The sequence below is a fragment of the Duganella sp. sic0402 genome (genome assembly GCF_019219065.1).
GTDB lineage: Bacteria > Pseudomonadota > Gammaproteobacteria > Burkholderiales > Burkholderiaceae_D > Rugamonas.
The window spans coordinates 1-16872 of record NZ_JAHUWK010000014.1 but is presented as its reverse complement, the minus strand read 5'-3'; the positions used below and the strand labels follow the sequence as shown (position 1 = coordinate 16872).

Here is a 16872-nt window from a genome sequence, read left to right as displayed (position 1 = left end):
GTGCTGCGTACCACTACGTAGGCCGGCGGGCGTCCGGGAGCGTAGAATCCGGGTTACAAGAATATGAGGGAGCGGGCCGATGAAGTTGCGGCAAAAAGTGATTTTTCTGGCGATTACGCCGCTGATCCTGGCACTGTGCGCGATCGCGCTGGCGGTGCGGCACCAGTCGGTGCTCCTGGCGCAGCAGCAGCGCGCCACCATCCAGCAGGCCTATTTAAGCAGCAAGGAAGCTGAACTCAAGCATTACGTGGCGCTGGCGTCGCATTCGATTTCCCATCTCTACGATTCCGGCCGCGACGATCAGGCCACGCGCGAGGAGGCGATGCGCATCCTGTCTTCGCTCAGCTATGGCGATGACGGCTATTTTTTCCTCTACGATATGCAGGGCAATACGCTGATGCATCCGCGCCAGCCTGAGCTGGTCGGGCAGAATCTGTTTGGCCTGCGCGACCAGCATGGCCAGCTGACCATACAGAATCTGCTGCAACGCGCCCGCGCCGGTGGCGGGCTGGAGCGGTATATGTGGATCAAGCCATCCACCCATAAGCCGGTCGCCAAGCTGGGGTATGTGATCGCGATGCCCAAGTGGGGATGGATGATGGGCACCGGCATTTATCTCGACGATGTCGACCAGGCGCTGGCCAAGATCGACGTCCAGCAGTCGGCAAATATCCATAGCACCATGCTGTGGATTGCCGGAATTGCGATTGCCGCTGCGGTGGCCGTGGCCAGCTCCGGCCTGGCGCTGAATATCAGTGAATTGCGGGTGGCCGACGCCAAGCTCAAGGTGCTGGCGCAGCGGGTGGTGGAGTCGCAGGAAGAAGAGAGGGCGCGGCTGTCGCGCGACCTGCACGACGGGATCAGCCAGTGGCTGGTGTCGATCAAGCTGCAAATTGAGGCAGGCATCATACGACTGACTTCCGCCAGGCCGGAGCAGCAACAAGCCGCGCAGGCGGTGTTCGAGCACGCCGCCGACCAGCTCAGCAATGTGATGGCCGAGGTGCGCCGCATCTCGCACAATCTGCGCCCGGCCATCCTCGACGATCTGGGCCTGGCCGCCGCGCTGCATCACCTGGGCCAGGAGTACACGCTGAGCAGCGGCACTCCGGTACACTTCGAGGCGTCCGGCTGTACCGACGGCTTGCCCGATGTGGCCAACACCGTGCTGTTCCGCCTGGCGCAGGAGGCGCTGACCAATATCGAGCGCCACGCCGGCGCCAGCCGCATTGACATCACGCTGACCGGCGAGGCGGCCGGCGTGACGCTGCGCATCCGCGACGATGGCCATGGCTTCGACGCCGAGGGCATCGCCCTGCATCCGCAGCGCGGCATAGGATTACGCAATATGATGGAGCGGATGGACGCGATCGGCGGCCATTTCGAAATTCTGTCCTCGACCGATGGCACCATGGTGATGGCTTACGCCGCTAACAATAGTTAATTACATATGACGAATACGATCAAGATACTGCTGGTGGACGACCACCCCCTGGTGCGCGACGGCCTGCGCGCGCGGCTGGAGGCGATGCCGCAATTCGAGGTAGTGGCCGAAGCCGGCGGCGCAGCCGAAGCGCTGGAGCAGGCCGCGCGCCATGCGATCGACCTGGTGCTGATGGACATCAATATGCGCGGCGCCAACGGCATCGAGGCAACCGCGCTGTTCAAGCAAGCCTTCCCGCGCATCGCGGTGCTCATCCTGTCGATGCACGACAAGCTGGAATACGTGTCGCAGGCAATCCAGGCCGGCGCGCGCGGCTATGTGCTGAAGGATGCGCCCGGCAAGGACATCGTGGTGGCGATCGAGACGGTGATGTCGGGCGGCATCTATTACAGCGCCGCGCTGGCGCGCCAGCTGGCCCAGCCGCAGAACCAGGATAACCAGCTGACTTCGCGCGAACACGAGGTGCTGCGGCATATCGCCAATGGCGAGTCGAACAAGCAGATCGCCCGCGCGCTGGATTTAAGCGTGCGCACGGTTGAAACCCACCGCCTGAATATCAAGCGTAAGCTGGGCATCGAAGGCCAGGCGGAGTTGATACGATTTGCCGTGCAGAACGCACACTGACAGCCGTGTCAATATAGTCAGTGTGGCAAAAAAGTCGACAGACAACTCTAATACCATTAAGCAATTTCTAATAGAACGTGTTTGCACGGCAATATCTGCTATATTCTTTTCCGACCGCAGAAATCTTGCTATTGTGTAAAATAAAACGTGAAGCGCGCCGGGGATTGGTATAGCACTGGTCACCTTGCTCAAGGCTCTACTATCTTTTTGGTATTAGATTGCCTTAAGTTAATTGTTGAACTAAGATGGCGCGCACAACCCTGATGAGATATTGATGTCTGCGCCTGAAATCAGCCTGTTTCCACTGGTGGAATTGCAAGCAGTATCCAACGCTCAGAATGAGTGGGTGGCACTGACTTTTGAGGTATCGCCGGACGCTGGCGACGCCTTCCAGGCGGCGCTTACCTTGCTAAAAACGCCAGACGTGTTTGCCGCGCTGGCGCCGATGGATTGCATCCTTCCCGTACCGAATCCGCAACTGCTGGAGCAGTCCCAGCTGGAGACGCTGCCGGCCAGCCGCATCATCCTGCGCGTGCCCGCTGCCGCTTGCACCGAAGTCGCCGTGCAAAAAAAACTCGCCGCGTACGCCGATGCCGGCTACCGCGTCATGCTGGAAGGCGTGGCTGAAGGCTCGGCCGCCACCATGTGCGGCGCCCGTTCGCTGATGGTGGACGCGTCGCTGACGCTGCCGCCGGTGCTGGCGCTGGTGGCCCAGCCAGGGCCGCATCTGGCGACTGGCATGCACAGCGAAGAACGTATCGCCGATTGCGCCAAGGCCGGCTTTAGCTGGTTCGCCGGCGACTTCGCTTCTCACCCATCGCAGGACAACCACGTCGGCGACGGCACCTCGCGCAAGCGCCTGCTGGCGCTGCTGGGCCTGCTGGCGCGCGACGCCGATTCGCGCGAGCTGGAAGTGCTGCTGAAACAGGATCCGGCGCTGGCCTACCACCTGCTGAAACTGGTGAACTCGGCCGCGTTCGCGCTGAGTTCGCCGATTCATAGCTTCGGCCAGGCGATCAATGTGCTGGGCCGCCGCCAGTTGCAGCGCTGGCTGCAGCTGCTGCTGTACGCGCGCCAGCAGGATGACGGCCTGGCCAATCCGCTGCTGCCGTTAGCGGCTGTGCGCGCTTCGATGATGGAAGTGCTGGCCAAGGCGCAGGGCTGGGATCGCGATCAGCAGGATATGGCGTTTGTGGCCGGCGTATTCTCGCTGCTGGACGTGCTGCTGGCCATGCCGATGACCGAAATCGTCGCCGCGCTCAGCCTCGATCTGGACGTGGTCATGGCGCTGCTGGACCGCGCCGGCCCGCTGGGCGATTTGCTCAAGCTGGTGGAGCGGCAGGACGTCGCCGCGCTGCAACAGGCCGGCATCAGCCACGAAGTCTACTGGGAAGCCCAGCTACAGGCTTACCACTGGGCGATTCAGGTGAGCAGGAATATCTAAGCCATGCTCGCGCACCCCGTCTCCGATTTCCTGAGCAGCAGCGCGGCCTTGTGCGACGCGGTGCTGCGTCTGCGCGGCACTGCGCTGACGCAGGAACTCGGGCGCATCGTCCGCGCCGTGCTGAACAGCCCGCTGGGCGAATACATCCCGGCCGATGCGGCGTCGCTGCTGCTGCATCCGCCGCTGGAAGCTGCGCAGGCGGCCAATGACGACGCGGTGCCCAGCCTGAGCCAGGACATCTATTTCGACCAGCATTTCTTCGGCCGTTTCGTGGTGTCCGGCCGCGAGCATTACAGCGAGCTGGACCGCCAGCACCTGGCAAGCCTGGCCAGCCTGGCTGGCAGCGTGCTGCAAGTGCATTCGGTGGCGCAGCGCACCACCCACGCCTATGTGCAGGTAGAAGCGCAGCTGCAGCATCAGGCGCAGATCCTCGACCAGATTCACGAGTCCGTGCTGACCATGGACATGAACGGCTTCATCATCAGCTGGAACAAGGGCGCGGAACGGCTGTTCGGCTACACCGCAGTGGAAGCGGTGGGGCGCAACATCCTGTTCCTCTACGATGATGAAGACATCGGCTTCCACGACGCCTTCCTGGAGCAGGGCGGCCGGCTGATGGAGGTGCGCCGCAAAAAAAAGAGCGGCGAGGTGTTCTGGGCCAGCCTGTCGCTCTCGCCGCTGTGCGACCTCAACGACCGCTCGATTGGCCTGATCGCCTACCTGACCGATATTACCGAACGCAAGACGGCCGAGGAACGCATCCACCATCTGGCCTACTATGACGCGCTGACCAACCTGCCGAACCGCACGCTGCTGACCAAGCTGGTTGACCAGGCGCTGATGGTCGCGCAGCGCAACAAGGCGCATGGCTGTGTGCTGTTCATCGACCTCAATCGCTTCAAGCTGATTAACGACACGCTGGGCCGCGCCATCGGCGACGAACTGCTGGTGGAAGTCTCGCGCCGCTTCCGCTCCGTGCTGCGCGACCAGGATCTGGTGGCGCGGCTGGGCGGCGACGAATTCGCGGTCGGCCTGTTCGACATCGGCCAGCACTTCGAGGCCAGCATGGTGGCGCAAAAACTGCTGGCCACGCTGAACGAACCGATCATCATCGAAGGCCACGACCTGCGCGTCGGTGGCAGCATCGGCATCAGCGTCTACCCGCAGGATGGCAGCGACGCCGAAACCCTGCTGCGGCTGGCCGACATCGCCATGTACCGCGCCAAGCAGGAGGGCGGCGAGGACGGCGACCACATCGCCTTCTACAGCCAGGACATGAACCAGGGCATGCAAGAGCGCATGCGCATCGAAACCGGCTTGCGCAACGCGCTGGGCAATGGTGAATTGCTGCTGCATTACCAGCCGAAATACGCCATCCCCGACGGCAAGATCATCGGCGCCGAAGCGCTGGTGCGCTGGCGCCATCCGGTGCGTGGGCTGGTGCCGCCGTCCGAATTCATCCCGCTGGCGGAAGCGACCGGACTGGTGGTGCAGGTCGGCGAATGGGTGCTGGAAGCGGCGTGTGCGCAGGCGCAGGCGTGGAAGCATGCGGGCTTGCCGGCGATAAGGCTGGCGGTCAATGTATCTGCGCGCGAGTTTACTGCGGCCTTGCCGGGGCGTGTCAGCGAGACCTTGAAGCGCTATGGACTGGAACCATCGTGGCTAGAGCTGGAAATCACCGAAAGCACGCTGATGAACAATATTGACCGGGTGATCGGCATCATGGACCGGATCACGGCCATGGGGGTGACCTTGTCGCTGGATGATTTCGGCACCGGCTACTCGTCGCTGTCCTACCTGAAGCGCTTCCCGATCGACACCCTGAAGATCGACCGCTCCTTCACCGTCGGCATCCCGGCCGACACCAACGATTGCGCGATTGCGAACACCATCATCAGCATCGCCCAGCAACTCAAGCATAAAGTGATTGCCGAAGGCGTCGAAACGGTGGAGCAACTGGCGTTCCTGAAGAACTCCGGCTGCGATGAAGTGCAGGGCTATCTCTTCTCCAAACCGCTGGAAGCGGAAGCGTTTGAGCGCGCCTTGCGGGAAAATTGGCTGCCCGACCAGTCGAGCCGCGCGGCCTGATCGGCATACGGGTGGTTTTGCCCCCAGAAATCTGTATAATGCTGCACACTTAGGAAGCGTGGCCGAGTGGTTGAAGGCAGCAGTCTTGAAAACTGCCGACGGTGTGAGCCGTTCGTGAGTTCGAATCTCACCGCTTCCGCCACAAGTTAATAGTAAGTGTTTGATTTTATTGGGAAGATTGATTGTAATTCATTGCGAGCTATCAAAACAACTATCAAAACTAGATTTGATTAGGAGCAAGCAATGTCTATCACCCAAGAAGTGTTGCTGCACGTCAGTAAGTTGAATCAGGCCTTGGTCGCTATCCGTCTAGATAAGGCGGAGTCCGCATATTGATCTCAGCTTACCACGCCAAGTACTACGCCCATGAGCTGACGAGGCGGCATGCTGCCGACGGCGTAGGCCGGCTTTCCCAATCGCTTTTCGACGCCAGTGTTGATCTAAATCCACACCAGATCGAGGCGGCCCTGTTCGCACTGCGTAACCCTTTGCAAGAAGGCGTGCTTCTCGCCGACGAAGTTGGCCTGGGTAAAACCATCGAAGCTTCATTGGTCGTCTGCCAATATTGGGCAGAACGTCGTCGACGACTTCTGGTCATCTGCCCTGCCAGTCTGCGCAAACAATGGGCGCAGGAGCTGCAGGACAAATTCGCCGTACCATCGACTGTGGTGGATGCGGTCTCTATGCGCAAACAGTCTACGGGCGACATCCTTACCACCTTGCAGGGATTGGTTGGCAAGGCGGTCATAATCATGTCCTACCAGTTCGCTGCCAGGCTGGAGGCTGAGTTGCGCGCCGTGCCATGGGACGTAGTGATCATCGACGAAGCGCATAAGTTGCGCAACGCGCATCGGACCAGCAACCGCACCGGGCAGGCACTTAAGCGCGCATTGCAAGGCCGCAAGAAGCTGCTGCTCACCGCTACACCGCTCCAGAATTCGCTGATGGAACTATATGGCCTCTCTACACTGATCGACGATCACCTCTTTGGCGATGAGGCTGCCTTCCGGAAGCAGTTCTTGAACAGCACTTCGGGGATGGACGAGCTGCGGGAGCGCATAGCGAGTTTTACCAAACGAACCTTGCGGCGTGACGTGCTAGAGTACATCAAGTACACCGAGCGCAAAGCGTTGACCCAACCGTTCAACCCTACAGATGACGAGCAGGCGCTCTACGAGCGCATTTCAACATTCCTACAAAAGGACGATTCTTACGCCCTGCCCAAACAGCAGCGTCACCTTACTGCGCTTATTCTGCGTAAGCTGCTGGCTTCCAGCTCGCACGCAGTTGCTGCCACTCTAGCCACCATCCGCGAGCGGCTGCAAGGATTGTTGGCGGGAGGCGTGCCAAAAGACGACGGAACCGCGTTGATCGAGCAGCTCATCGCTGAAGACGATCTGGAGCAGGAATATCTTGAAGAGGAAGCCCGGGACGATATCGCTGCTGTTGATCTCGCGCCAAATGCGGTCAAGATCGACAAGCCCGATTCAGACGCGACTTTCGATGCCATCAGTGCAGAGATAGAGGAGTTGACTGCCTTCATCGATTCAGCTCGTGCGCTGCAAACCGACACTAAGGCTCAGGCCCTGCTCAAAGGACTTGCACTGGGATTTGGCAAGATGGCCGAACTAGGTGCCCCGCGTAAAGCTATCATCTTTACGGAGTCAAGGCGCACCCAGGAATACTTGCATCGCTTTCTCTCGGCCAATGGTTACGTAGGCAAGCTGGCGCTGTTCTCCGGCACAAACGCTCACGAAGAGTCGGCCGCCATTTACCATCGCTGGCTGGAGGAATTCAAGGGTACGGACCGCGTCACGGGCTCGCCACAGGTGGACAAGCGCACCGCGCTTATCGACCATTTCCGAAAGGACGATGGTAGCGGTGCCGAGATCATGATTGCCACCGAAGCCGCAGCAGAGGGCGTCAACCTCCAGTTCTGCGCGCTCATCATCAACTACGATTTGCCTTGGAACCCGCAGCGCGTTGAGCAGCGCATTGGTCGCTGCCACCGTTACGGTCAGCGCTTCGATGTAGTAGTCATTAACTTCCTCAACACACGCAACCAAGCAGATCAGCGCGTGCTAGAACTACTCACCGAGAAGTTCAGTCTATTTTCCGGCGTGTTCGGCGCAAGCGACGAAGTGCTGGGGCGTATCGAAGGTGGCCTTGACTTCGAAAAGCGCGTACTCCAGATCTACGATACTTGCCGTCAGCCGGAGCAGATTGAGTCCGCGTTCAACAAGCTGCAGACGGAGCTGGAAGAAGTCATAGCTGGACGCATTAAGGAAACTCAGGCGCAGTTGCTGGAAAACTTCGACGAAGACGTCCATGACCGCCTCAAACTGCGTTTGGACGAAGCGGAAGCTCGGCTTGATAAACTAGGCCGTTGGTTCTGGGGTGTCACTCGTTATGCCCTTAGCGATCGCGCGAAATTCGACGAGCCGTCGTACGCGTTTTCTCTTGGTGAGCCACCTAGTGGCATTTCGCCTGGACGCTACCAGCTCATTCGTGGCGGTGCACAGCCTGACATGCTGGCCCACGCCTACCGACTAAGCCACCCGCTGGGCGAGTGGAGCATCGCTTCCGGCCTAGCTGCCCATACGCCCACCGCCACGGTAAGCCTGGATTACAGCAAGCATGGCGCACGCATTTCCGTAATCGAGAAGCTGCGTGGGAAATCTGGCTGGCTTACGTTGGCTCGACTGGAAGTGTTGGCCTACGACAGGACCGAAGCATTGCTGTTCTCCGGCGTTACCGACGATGGTGAACCGTTGGATCAGGAAACCTGCGAAAAGCTGATGACAATTCCGTCGGCGGAAATGCCTGTCGCTCTGCACACTACGCCGCCGGAATCATTGATCGCTAACAGCCAGCGAGCCGTCGCCGCTACCATAGCGCATGTACTGGAGGGCAATCAGCGCCTGTTCAATGAGGAGCGAGATAAATTAGAGCGCTGGGCTGATGACAAACTGCTGGCCGCAGAGGATGCATTGAAGAACACCAAAGCCCGCATCGCGCAGTTGAAGCGTGACGCGCGCAAGGCCTCTACATTGCAGGAGCAGGATGGCATCCAACGCGAGCTCTCGGAACTGGAGCGGAAGCAGCGCCACCAGAGGCAAGCGATCTTCGCTGTCGAGGACGAAATCATCGCAAAGCGCGACGAGCTGATTTCAACTCTTCAGCAGAGGCTGCAAGAAAAAACGAGCAACGAGACATTGTTCAGCATTCGCTGGCAAGTCATCTAGAACACACATAAACACACGATTCATTAGGATTCCGAAATTGGGCAAGCCATGACCAGTAAGAACAACCCAAAATTCCAAGAACTCGTCGCCAAGCTGCGCGAGATTTTCCAAATCGACCGTCCTGAGCTCGACTTCGGCATCTATCGCGTCCTCAATGCCCGTGCCGGCGAGATCAACGAGTACTTGGAAAATCGATTGCCCGAGAAAGTACAAGCCGCTCTTTCGGCAGGTAACGCCGCCAACGCACACCAAATTCAGGGAGACCTGGACGAAGCCATTAAACAGGCACAGGCACTCGGTGCAAATCCAGATGACCTTCCCAAAGTAAAGGATCTGCGCGCTCGCCTGTACGCTGCCACTACAGGTGAGAGCGAGCATGAGAATGCAGCGTTCTCACACCTATTGACCTTCTTTTCACGCTACTACGAGCAAGGGGACTTCATTAGTCAGCGTCGGTACAAGGGCGACACCTACGCCATTCCCTACGCTGGTGAGGAAGTGATGCTTCACTGGGCCAACAAGGACCAGTATTACACCAAGAGCGGCGAGAATTTCAGTAATTACAGCTTGAAGCTCGACGATGGACGTACTGTGCATTTCCGTCTGGTAGCTGCCGACACAGCGAAGGATAACCGTAAAGACAACGACAAGGAGCGTCGCTTCGCGCTAGCCGAGAACAAGACTCTCTCGCGCGTCGATGATAACGGCGATGAATACGAGGAAGTTATCCTGCCGGTGGAAGAAGTAGACGGAACGAACGGAAAGGCACTGATCGTACGCTTCGAATATTTGCCCCAACCCAAGGGCACAAAGCAGGAGGCACTGGTAAAAAAAGCTGTGGAAATCGTGCTAGCCGATGCGACCGTGAAATCGCGCTGGCTGAGTTTGGGTAACCGTGCACCGACAGATAAGAATCCACAGCGCACGCTGCTGGAAAAGCACCTGGCCGACTACACCACCAGAAACACCGCCGACTACTTCATCCATAAGGACTTGGGTGGTTTCTTGTTTCGTGAGCTGGATTTTTACGTTAAGAACGAAGTAATGCACCTCGACGATGTGCAGAATGCTGACTCAATTGCCAATATCGAAAAATCACTGCGGCTTATCCAATGCTTACGCTCCATTGCGCAAGAACTGATCACCTTCCTTGCGCAACTAGAGGATTTTCAGAAGAAGCTGTGGTTGAAGAAAAAATTTGTAGTATCCAGTCACTACTGCATCACCTTGGACAGAGTGCCGGAAGAATTGTGGCCGGAAGTTGTGGCGAATGAGCGCCAATGGGGGCAGTGGAAACAATTCGGTATGTGGGATGGTACTGGGGCAGGTACGGCTGATGATCTAAAAACCAGGCTGTATCTGATGGTTGATACCGCTCTCTTTTCGCCAGAATTCAAGGCCAGGCTGCTTAGTCAAGTGGAGTCTATTGATGAAGCTACTAGCGGCGTACTTATTCACAGCGATAATTTCCAAGCTCTGAACCTTCTTCAAGAGAAGTACCGGGAGAAGATCAAGTATATTTACATTGATCCGCCGTACAACACCAACTCCACGCCTATTCTTTATAAGAATGAGTACAAGCATTCGTCCTGGATGAGCTTGATGCAAGACCGATTGCGTAAAGGCATGAATCTCCTTCAGTTCGACGGCATGAAAACCGTGGCAATCGATGATTCCGAAATGGTCAATTTGTGCACCGTATTGGAGCAGACTGCACCGGAACATACACTCTCAAAAGTTACGGTCGTTCATAATCCGAAGGGTTCCATTACCCGCAATTTCAATCGAACTCACGAATACGCGTTGTTCCTAACACGTGACGGACTGTCCACTGTTGCGCGGACTCTGGAGAAAAACGATACCCCACGCAAAATGCGCAGGTGGGGCGAGAATTCACGACGTATTGACCGACGACTTTCGTTCTATCCGATCTATATCGTAGATGGCAAAGTTGTTGACGTCGGTACGGTGCCGGATGAAGACTTCAGCCCCACCGGTAAGAATGTAGCTTTCCCGGATGGACGCATCGAAATATGGCCAATTGACCAAGAGGGTGTCGAACGCCGCTGGAATTTCGGACTTGACTCAATTCGTCAGAACCTCGACCGCATTGCTGCAATCAAAGTTGGCGAAGAGTGGGATTTATTCGTCACCCATGAACAAACCGTTCCGAAGACAGTCTGGAGCGGTGGTGAATTCGATGCTGGAAATTATGGTAATAGCTTGCTAATCGATATGCTCGGCGAGAAGCGCTTCGATTTTCCGAAGTCGATAAATTTGGTTAAAAAATGCATTACTCTAGCTACCCAAGCGGACGAAGATGCAATAGTGCTCGATTATTTCGGCGGTAGTGGCACAACTGCTCATGCAGTAATCGAACTACGTCGTGAAGCGGAAGCGGCAGGTTCGGAAGCAAAGCTCGGCTTCATTCTTGTCGAGCAGGGCGAGTACTTCGAGACTGTAACGAAATCGAGAGCCATAAAGGCCATCTACTCCGCCCGCTGGAAAGAGGGCCGTCCGACTGCCCCCGAGACAGGCGTCTCTTACTGTCTTAAAGTCATCAGGCTTGAAAGCTATGAAGACACCCTCAACAATCTTCAACTGCGTCGCACCTCTGCGCAGGGCGATCTATTGAACGCACTGCCGCAGCAAGCTCAAGAAGACTACCTGTTGAATTACATGCTGGACGTGGAAAGTCGTGACTCCTTGCTGTCAATTTCAGACTTCAAAAAGCCCTTCGACTACACCTTGAATGTGGCTGTAGATTCGGCTGGCGCCTTTGAGCCGCGCAAGATCGATCTGATTGAAACATTTAACTACCTGATCGGCCTGCGAGTGAAAAACATTGACTCCCAGCCGCAACGAGGCTTCGCTACCATCACTGGCACACTTCCCAGCGGTGAGAGCTGTCTCGTTCTGTGGCGCGACTGTGAGTTGCTGGACTACGAAGGTGTTAATAGGTTGTGTGACAAGCTTGCAATCAATCCAGCGGACAATGAATTTGATGTTGTCTACATCAATGGAGACCACAATATCCCGACAGTGCTGACTCAGACCGCTGAGGAAGGCGGCTCGACACGTACGCTCAAACTCCGCCAGATCGAGCCTGAGTTCCTTGGGCACATGTTCTCGGTGGAGGGGGCGTGATGGCTCGAGCTCCTAAAAGCACAGCCGCAACAGGTGGCGGAACCATCAAGAAAGGCGCAGGAAAGAAGCGTAGCTTCCATCAGGAACTGGTGCTAAACCGTTGGGTACTAGGCTTCTTCCAAGGAGGCACACTCAGCGCTCTGAAGACGCGATTGGGCGATGACCGCTTCGAGGGTATTGACGAGGACGGCCAAACAATGTTCTTCCACGAACTGGTTCGTGGCCTCTTCGATCCCAATCGTGTGCCCGAAAGCGACCTGCGGCGCTACGACCTAAACCTCGTAGGCCATTGGCAGGCCATCACCCACCAGCGTAACAAGTTGGAAGGCCATGAATTGCAGATGAAGTACTTCCAGTACCTCTCGCTGCTGTTCACTGAACTTTATCTGGACTGGTATTTCAATCGCCGCCAGGACTTGCTCGATGGGTTGAACGACGAGATGGCGCGATACCGTACAGAGGCGGGAGCGGAGCCGTTTCGCGATTTCGATGCGGACGACCTGAATAAGGTCGCTTTTTGGAACGCCACCGGTAGTGGTAAGACACTCCTTCTGCATGTCAACATAAGACAGTACCTGCACTATTTCCAGGCTGGTCGAAGTGACCACTACCCTAGCAAAATAATTCTGCTCACGCCAAACGAAGGTCTGTCGCGCCAGCATTTGGAGGAGCTTCACCTGTCGGGCTTCGCTTTTTCGCAGTTTTTCAATAAAGCGCAGAGCCCGGCGCGCGGCACCATTGAGATCATCGATATCAACAAATTGGGTGACGAGATGGGGGACAAGACCGTTGCCGTGGACGCCTTCGAGGGGAACAACCTAGTGCTGGTGGACGAAGGGCATCGCGGTACGGGAACGGCTGCAGGCGCCTGGATGGCGCGGCGTGACGCTCTGGTCCGTGGAGGTTTTGCTTTCGAGTACTCAGCCACATTCGGTCAAGCCGTTGCTAAGGGTGTGACGGTAGCTGCGGCGGAGGAGGACATCCAGAAGAAACGCTCCAAGATGCTGTTCGAAACAACCAGTTTGAAGAAACTGGACGATAGTCAGTTGGCGCAACTAGCACTGACTGGCGAGGAGAAGCGCCGTGCGCGTATCACCGCCACGCGTGAGATCTACGCCAAATGCATCTTATTCGACTACTCGTACAAGTTTTTCTACGAAGACGGTTACGGTAAGGAATCGCTAATCCTCAACATGAACGGCGAAGCCTACGAACAGACGGACAACGCGGAAAAATACTTCACTGCCTGCCTGCTCGCCTTCTACCAGCAGCTTTGGCTATGGAGCACACACCGTGACAAACTTGCCGACTTCAACATCGAAAAGCCGCTGTGGGTATTTGTAGGCAACACTGTATTGGGCGAGGAATCGGACATCTTGGATGTTGTGAACTTCCTTGCTTCCTTCGTTAATGATGACGTGCAGATCAAGAAGTGGCTGGCCGACCTAATTGCTGATAGGGCGCAGATTCTGGATGCCAAGGGCAATAATATCTTCAGCGGGCGCTTTACCGCCTTAATGGAATTTTCTGGGAAGACGGACGAGCTATACGCAGATATTTTGCGGCGCGTGTTCAATGCAGCGGCCAAACAGCGCCTGAAGCTGGTCAACATTAAGAGCAGCAAGGGCGAACTGGCGTTGAGAATAGGTGACGCAGAACCATTCGGTCTTATTAATATAGGTGACGACGCGGGCTTCTTCGTGAAAGCAGAGGGTGAGAAAGCATTCGACAGCGAACGAGACGACTTTGGCGGTGCGCTCTTCGGCACACTAAACAACAAGGAAAGCGGCCTCAACCTATTGATCGGATCACGTAAGTTCACGGAAGGTTGGAGCAGTTGGCGTGTTTCGACAATGGGGTTACTGAACATGGGCCAGGGTGAAGGCTCGCAGATCATCCAATTGTTCGGGCGCGGCGTGCGTCTAAAGGGAAAAGGCTTTTCCCTCAAGCGCACCTTGCCGCAAGATCGCCCTAAGGGAATGCACTTGGATAGACTTGAGACGCTCAACGTTTTTGGCGTGCGCGCTAGTTATATGGCAGCGTTTAAAGACTACCTGCGCGAGGAGGGCATTACTCCAAGTGACGAAGTCTTAGAACTAGATTTCCCGACCAAAGCCAACCTTCCTAAGGGGACGCTTAAGACGCTTGCACTAAAGGATGGCTACAAGGACAACCAAAAGCTGGGTTTCAAGCGAACTCACTTCCCCTGGTTGTACGAAATCCCAGCGGAATTTCAGGGAAAGATCAAAGCGCCCCACGTGGTGCTCGACCTGTATCCACGAGTGGAGGCACTGTCTAGCAAGGACAGGGGGGTAATCGCTACCACGGAGGCTAGAAACAAAGGCAAACTGAAAACGGACTTGTTCCCTATGTTTGATTGGGATCGCATCTATCTGGCCTTGCAGGACTACAAGTTGCAACGAAGCTGGAGTAACCTGCGGCTGGAGCGCCAGAAGCTGATCGATTTCTGCGCTGACGCGAACGATTGGTACACCTTGTTCATCCCTGCGATGGAGCTGAGCGTGACCACCTTCGCTGACATCCGCAAACATGAGGACATCCTGATAAGGCTACTGACCGACTACACAGACCGCTTCTACAAAGCTCTGAAGAGCGGTTACGAAGGCCAGTTCTACGACATCATCTACATGGATGAAAATCACGGATCAATGCTCGAACTCTATCAGATCGAGATCGAGAACACAGACGATGGCCTGACGTACTTGGCAAAGCTGGAAGCGCTGAAAAAGCTTGTAGCGGACGGAAAGATCGGAGAAGCCAGCCAATGGGAAGCGAATAGCATGGTCGCGATCAGCTTTGACCGCCATCTGTACTATCCTCTTTTGTCTTTGGTGGACAAGGATGCGGTGCCACTAAAACTCCGCCCCTTGGCCTTCGATGCGCAGAGTGAGATTGACTTCGTTCGCGACCTGGAAGCGTTCTACAACTCTGCTGACGGAAAGCAAGCGATTGGAGAGCGCAGCCTGTACCTGCTACGCAATGCTGATCGTGAAGAGAAGGGTTTGGGCTTCGCGCTAGCGGGGAATTTTTATCCAGATTTCCTGCTCTGGCTGGTGGATGACACAAGCGGTAAGCAATGGCTGACCTTTGTCGATCCTAAAGGGCTTCGCAATCTCGACTTGTCTCACCCAAAGTTGGGTCTCTATAAGGAAGTGAAAACACTGGAGGCCACGCTAGCGGGACAAACCAAAGCGGGTGAGCCGCCGCTTGTTCTGAATGCTTTCGTCCTTTCACCTACCAAGTTCTCAGACCTGCTAAACGTTGGAGACACGGCGAAGAAGGCCGAGCTGGAAAGTCGCCATGTACTCTTCATGGAGGACGGAGCCAGCAGCTACCTGAAGAAGCTGTTCTCGGTTTTGAAATGAATGGCTTCGACGTGAGATAGCGTCGGGCCCGATCTCGATCCTAGTTTGGGATTGGCAGGTACGCTATGAAGGGCGGGACGGGCTTTGCCCGCCCCACTTGCCCTGATCAAACCGATCAATGGTTGTTGACAGCCTGGATCCCGACAATCAAAATTCCGGACAATCTGCTCGGCGGGACGGAGTTTCTCCGCGCCGGGGCATCGAATCAACTCTCTCCGTTGGAGCTCCATTGCAACATTTACATACCGTCGAAACGAAAGATGAGGCTGAAGAGAAACTACTAAAGTTGTTTGGACCGAAGCGATTGGTTAGTGATCGAGACGGCACTGAAGTAGTATACAAATTGTTTGGTGAGTTGACGTGGAGGAATCTCTATGCATTGGACCTGCACAATCTTCCTGAGTTGAAAATCATTCTATCGCAGCGGGATTCTGGCGATGCCTATGACAAGAATCGCCACGGCGAAATTATCGCCGCGCTCGAAAATATTTCGCGAGTGCTCGGACTGACCATTCCGCCCCATTGGCGCTGACGAGTAAAGTACCAGTGTAAGTCACTGGCGGCTCTTCAATTATTACACCCCCTGGGTCTCTCCCTCGAGGAACCAACCCGTCGCCTTGACCGCATCAATAGCCGCTCCTGGATTTGCTGCCCAAAGAATCAGAGCAAGACTTTCCTCAGCCCGACTGCATGTGACGTAGAGCAATCTCAGTGTCCTGTCGATAGAAGTTTCTTTACCTTCTTCCATATTTTTCAAATCGCTCTTGCCCGGCGCCTGACCGCCGACAACTTTCTCATACGCAAAAAGGAAGCCACCGGCGTCCGTATCGTCCATAACCACCATTACGTGCTTGAACTCCGATCCCTTAACGACCTGGTGAGTAGCCAGTTCCATTTCTCCCCTCAAATAGGCTCGGTATTTACAAATTTCTTTCCAAGGCGTTCTGAACAATGCATCCCATCCACGCTTGCGCCTGTCTTCCACATCTTCTTGAGACTTGACGGCAGGAGGTGGCGGTACCGCCGTCTCATCCCGATACGCGTTGTAGAACCTGCTATCCACATCAAAAAGCTCCAAATCTAGCAAAGGCCCCACGACGTCTCGGACTTTTGCTTCAGGATGCAATACGTTCTTGGCGAACTGACTCAGGGTGCGCTGAATTTCCGCTACGACTTTGCTTCGCGCCTCGCCATCGTCTGGTAGCTTCGACAGAACCCCGTCTTGGCGCAATACATTCGTTGCAGCGAACTCATCGATTGACGAATCCGCATTGACGCACTCAGCCAGGTCGGAAATAGCGCCTAGTGCGTATTCTCGTCGGGACGGCCACCAGTTCCTACGCCTACACGGTCACGCATTCCTGCGGCAAAGTGTAGTGGTTTAATGTACCCGGACACTGATTTAGGCGAGAATGCTCGCCATGGAGAGGTGTTTGATGAGCAAGCAGAGACGTACGTTTTCCCCGGAGTTCAAGCAGCATGCGGCATGCCTGGTGC

The 16872-nt window shown here is 56.1% G+C and carries 9 protein-coding genes and 1 tRNA gene; 9 read left to right on the top strand and 1 reads right to left on the bottom strand.

Annotated elements, in window-relative coordinates; genetic code table 11:
• Nucleotides 1–79: 79 nt before the first annotated feature.
• From KW842_RS24560 to KW842_RS24520, 9 genes are all read left to right on the top strand, one after another.
• On the top strand, nt 80–1441 hold the full coding sequence (locus KW842_RS24560; protein WP_218306758.1) for a cache domain-containing protein: 1362 nt from the start codon (nt 80–82) through the stop codon (nt 1439–1441).
• Between the two features lie 6 nt (nt 1442–1447).
• Complete coding sequence (locus KW842_RS24555; protein ID WP_218306757.1) at nt 1448–2065, top strand: response regulator transcription factor; 618 nt, start codon at nt 1448–1450, stop codon at nt 2063–2065.
• Nucleotides 2066–2339: 274 nt separating this feature from the next.
• A complete protein-coding gene (locus KW842_RS24550; RefSeq protein WP_218306756.1) occupies nt 2340–3509 on the top strand; it encodes an EAL and HDOD domain-containing protein in 1170 nt (389 codons plus the stop codon).
• Between the two features lie 3 nt (nt 3510–3512).
• Nucleotides 3513–5597, top strand: coding sequence for a bifunctional diguanylate cyclase/phosphodiesterase (locus tag KW842_RS24545; RefSeq protein WP_218306755.1), 2085 nt, complete (start codon nt 3513–3515; stop codon nt 5595–5597).
• A 52-nt stretch (nt 5598–5649) separates the two neighbouring features.
• Nucleotides 5650–5739, top strand: a tRNA-Ser gene (locus tag KW842_RS24540).
• A gap of 190 nt (nt 5740–5929) precedes the next feature.
• Nucleotides 5930–8842: an SNF2-related protein gene (locus KW842_RS24535; protein WP_218306754.1), complete on the top strand. Its 2913-nt coding sequence runs from the start codon at nt 5930–5932 to the stop codon at nt 8840–8842.
• Nucleotides 8843–8890: 48 nt separating this feature from the next.
• Nucleotides 8891–11989, top strand: coding sequence for a DNA methyltransferase (locus KW842_RS24530; RefSeq protein WP_218306753.1), 3099 nt, complete (start codon nt 8891–8893; stop codon nt 11987–11989).
• A complete protein-coding gene (locus KW842_RS24525; protein WP_218306752.1) occupies nt 11989–15375 on the top strand; it encodes a DEAD/DEAH box helicase family protein in 3387 nt (1128 codons plus the stop codon). Before KW842_RS24530 ends, KW842_RS24525 begins: the two co-directional genes overlap by 1 nt.
• A 118-nt stretch (nt 15376–15493) precedes the next feature.
• Nucleotides 15494–15907, top strand: coding sequence for a hypothetical protein (locus KW842_RS24520; protein ID WP_218306751.1), 414 nt, complete (start codon nt 15494–15496; stop codon nt 15905–15907).
• A gap of 42 nt (nt 15908–15949) precedes the next feature.
• On the opposite strand, the gene KW842_RS24515 is transcribed toward KW842_RS24520, so the two are convergent.
• Nucleotides 15950–16606, bottom strand: a complete 657-nt coding sequence (locus KW842_RS24515) for a hypothetical protein (protein WP_218306750.1) — start codon at nt 16604–16606, stop codon at nt 15950–15952.
• Between the last annotated feature and the right edge of the window lie 266 nt (nt 16607–16872).

What these genes read in the sequence shown, in the direction of transcription:
- KW842_RS24525 (WP_218306752.1), top strand. Translation starts at nt 11,989, where the DNA reads ATGGCTCGAGCTCCTAAAAGCACAGCCGCAACAGGTGGCGGAACCATC.
- KW842_RS24545 (WP_218306755.1), top strand. Translation starts at nt 3,513, where the DNA reads ATGCTCGCGCACCCCGTCTCCGATTTCCTGAGCAGCAGCGCGGCCTTG.
- KW842_RS24530 (WP_218306753.1), top strand. Translation starts at nt 8,891, where the DNA reads ATGACCAGTAAGAACAACCCAAAATTCCAAGAACTCGTCGCCAAGCTG.
- KW842_RS24555 (WP_218306757.1), top strand. Translation starts at nt 1,448, where the DNA reads ATGACGAATACGATCAAGATACTGCTGGTGGACGACCACCCCCTGGTG.
- KW842_RS24560 (WP_218306758.1), top strand. Translation starts at nt 80, where the DNA reads ATGAAGTTGCGGCAAAAAGTGATTTTTCTGGCGATTACGCCGCTGATC.
- KW842_RS24550 (WP_218306756.1), top strand. Translation starts at nt 2,340, where the DNA reads ATGTCTGCGCCTGAAATCAGCCTGTTTCCACTGGTGGAATTGCAAGCA.
- KW842_RS24520 (WP_218306751.1), top strand. Translation starts at nt 15,494, where the DNA reads ATGGTTGTTGACAGCCTGGATCCCGACAATCAAAATTCCGGACAATCT.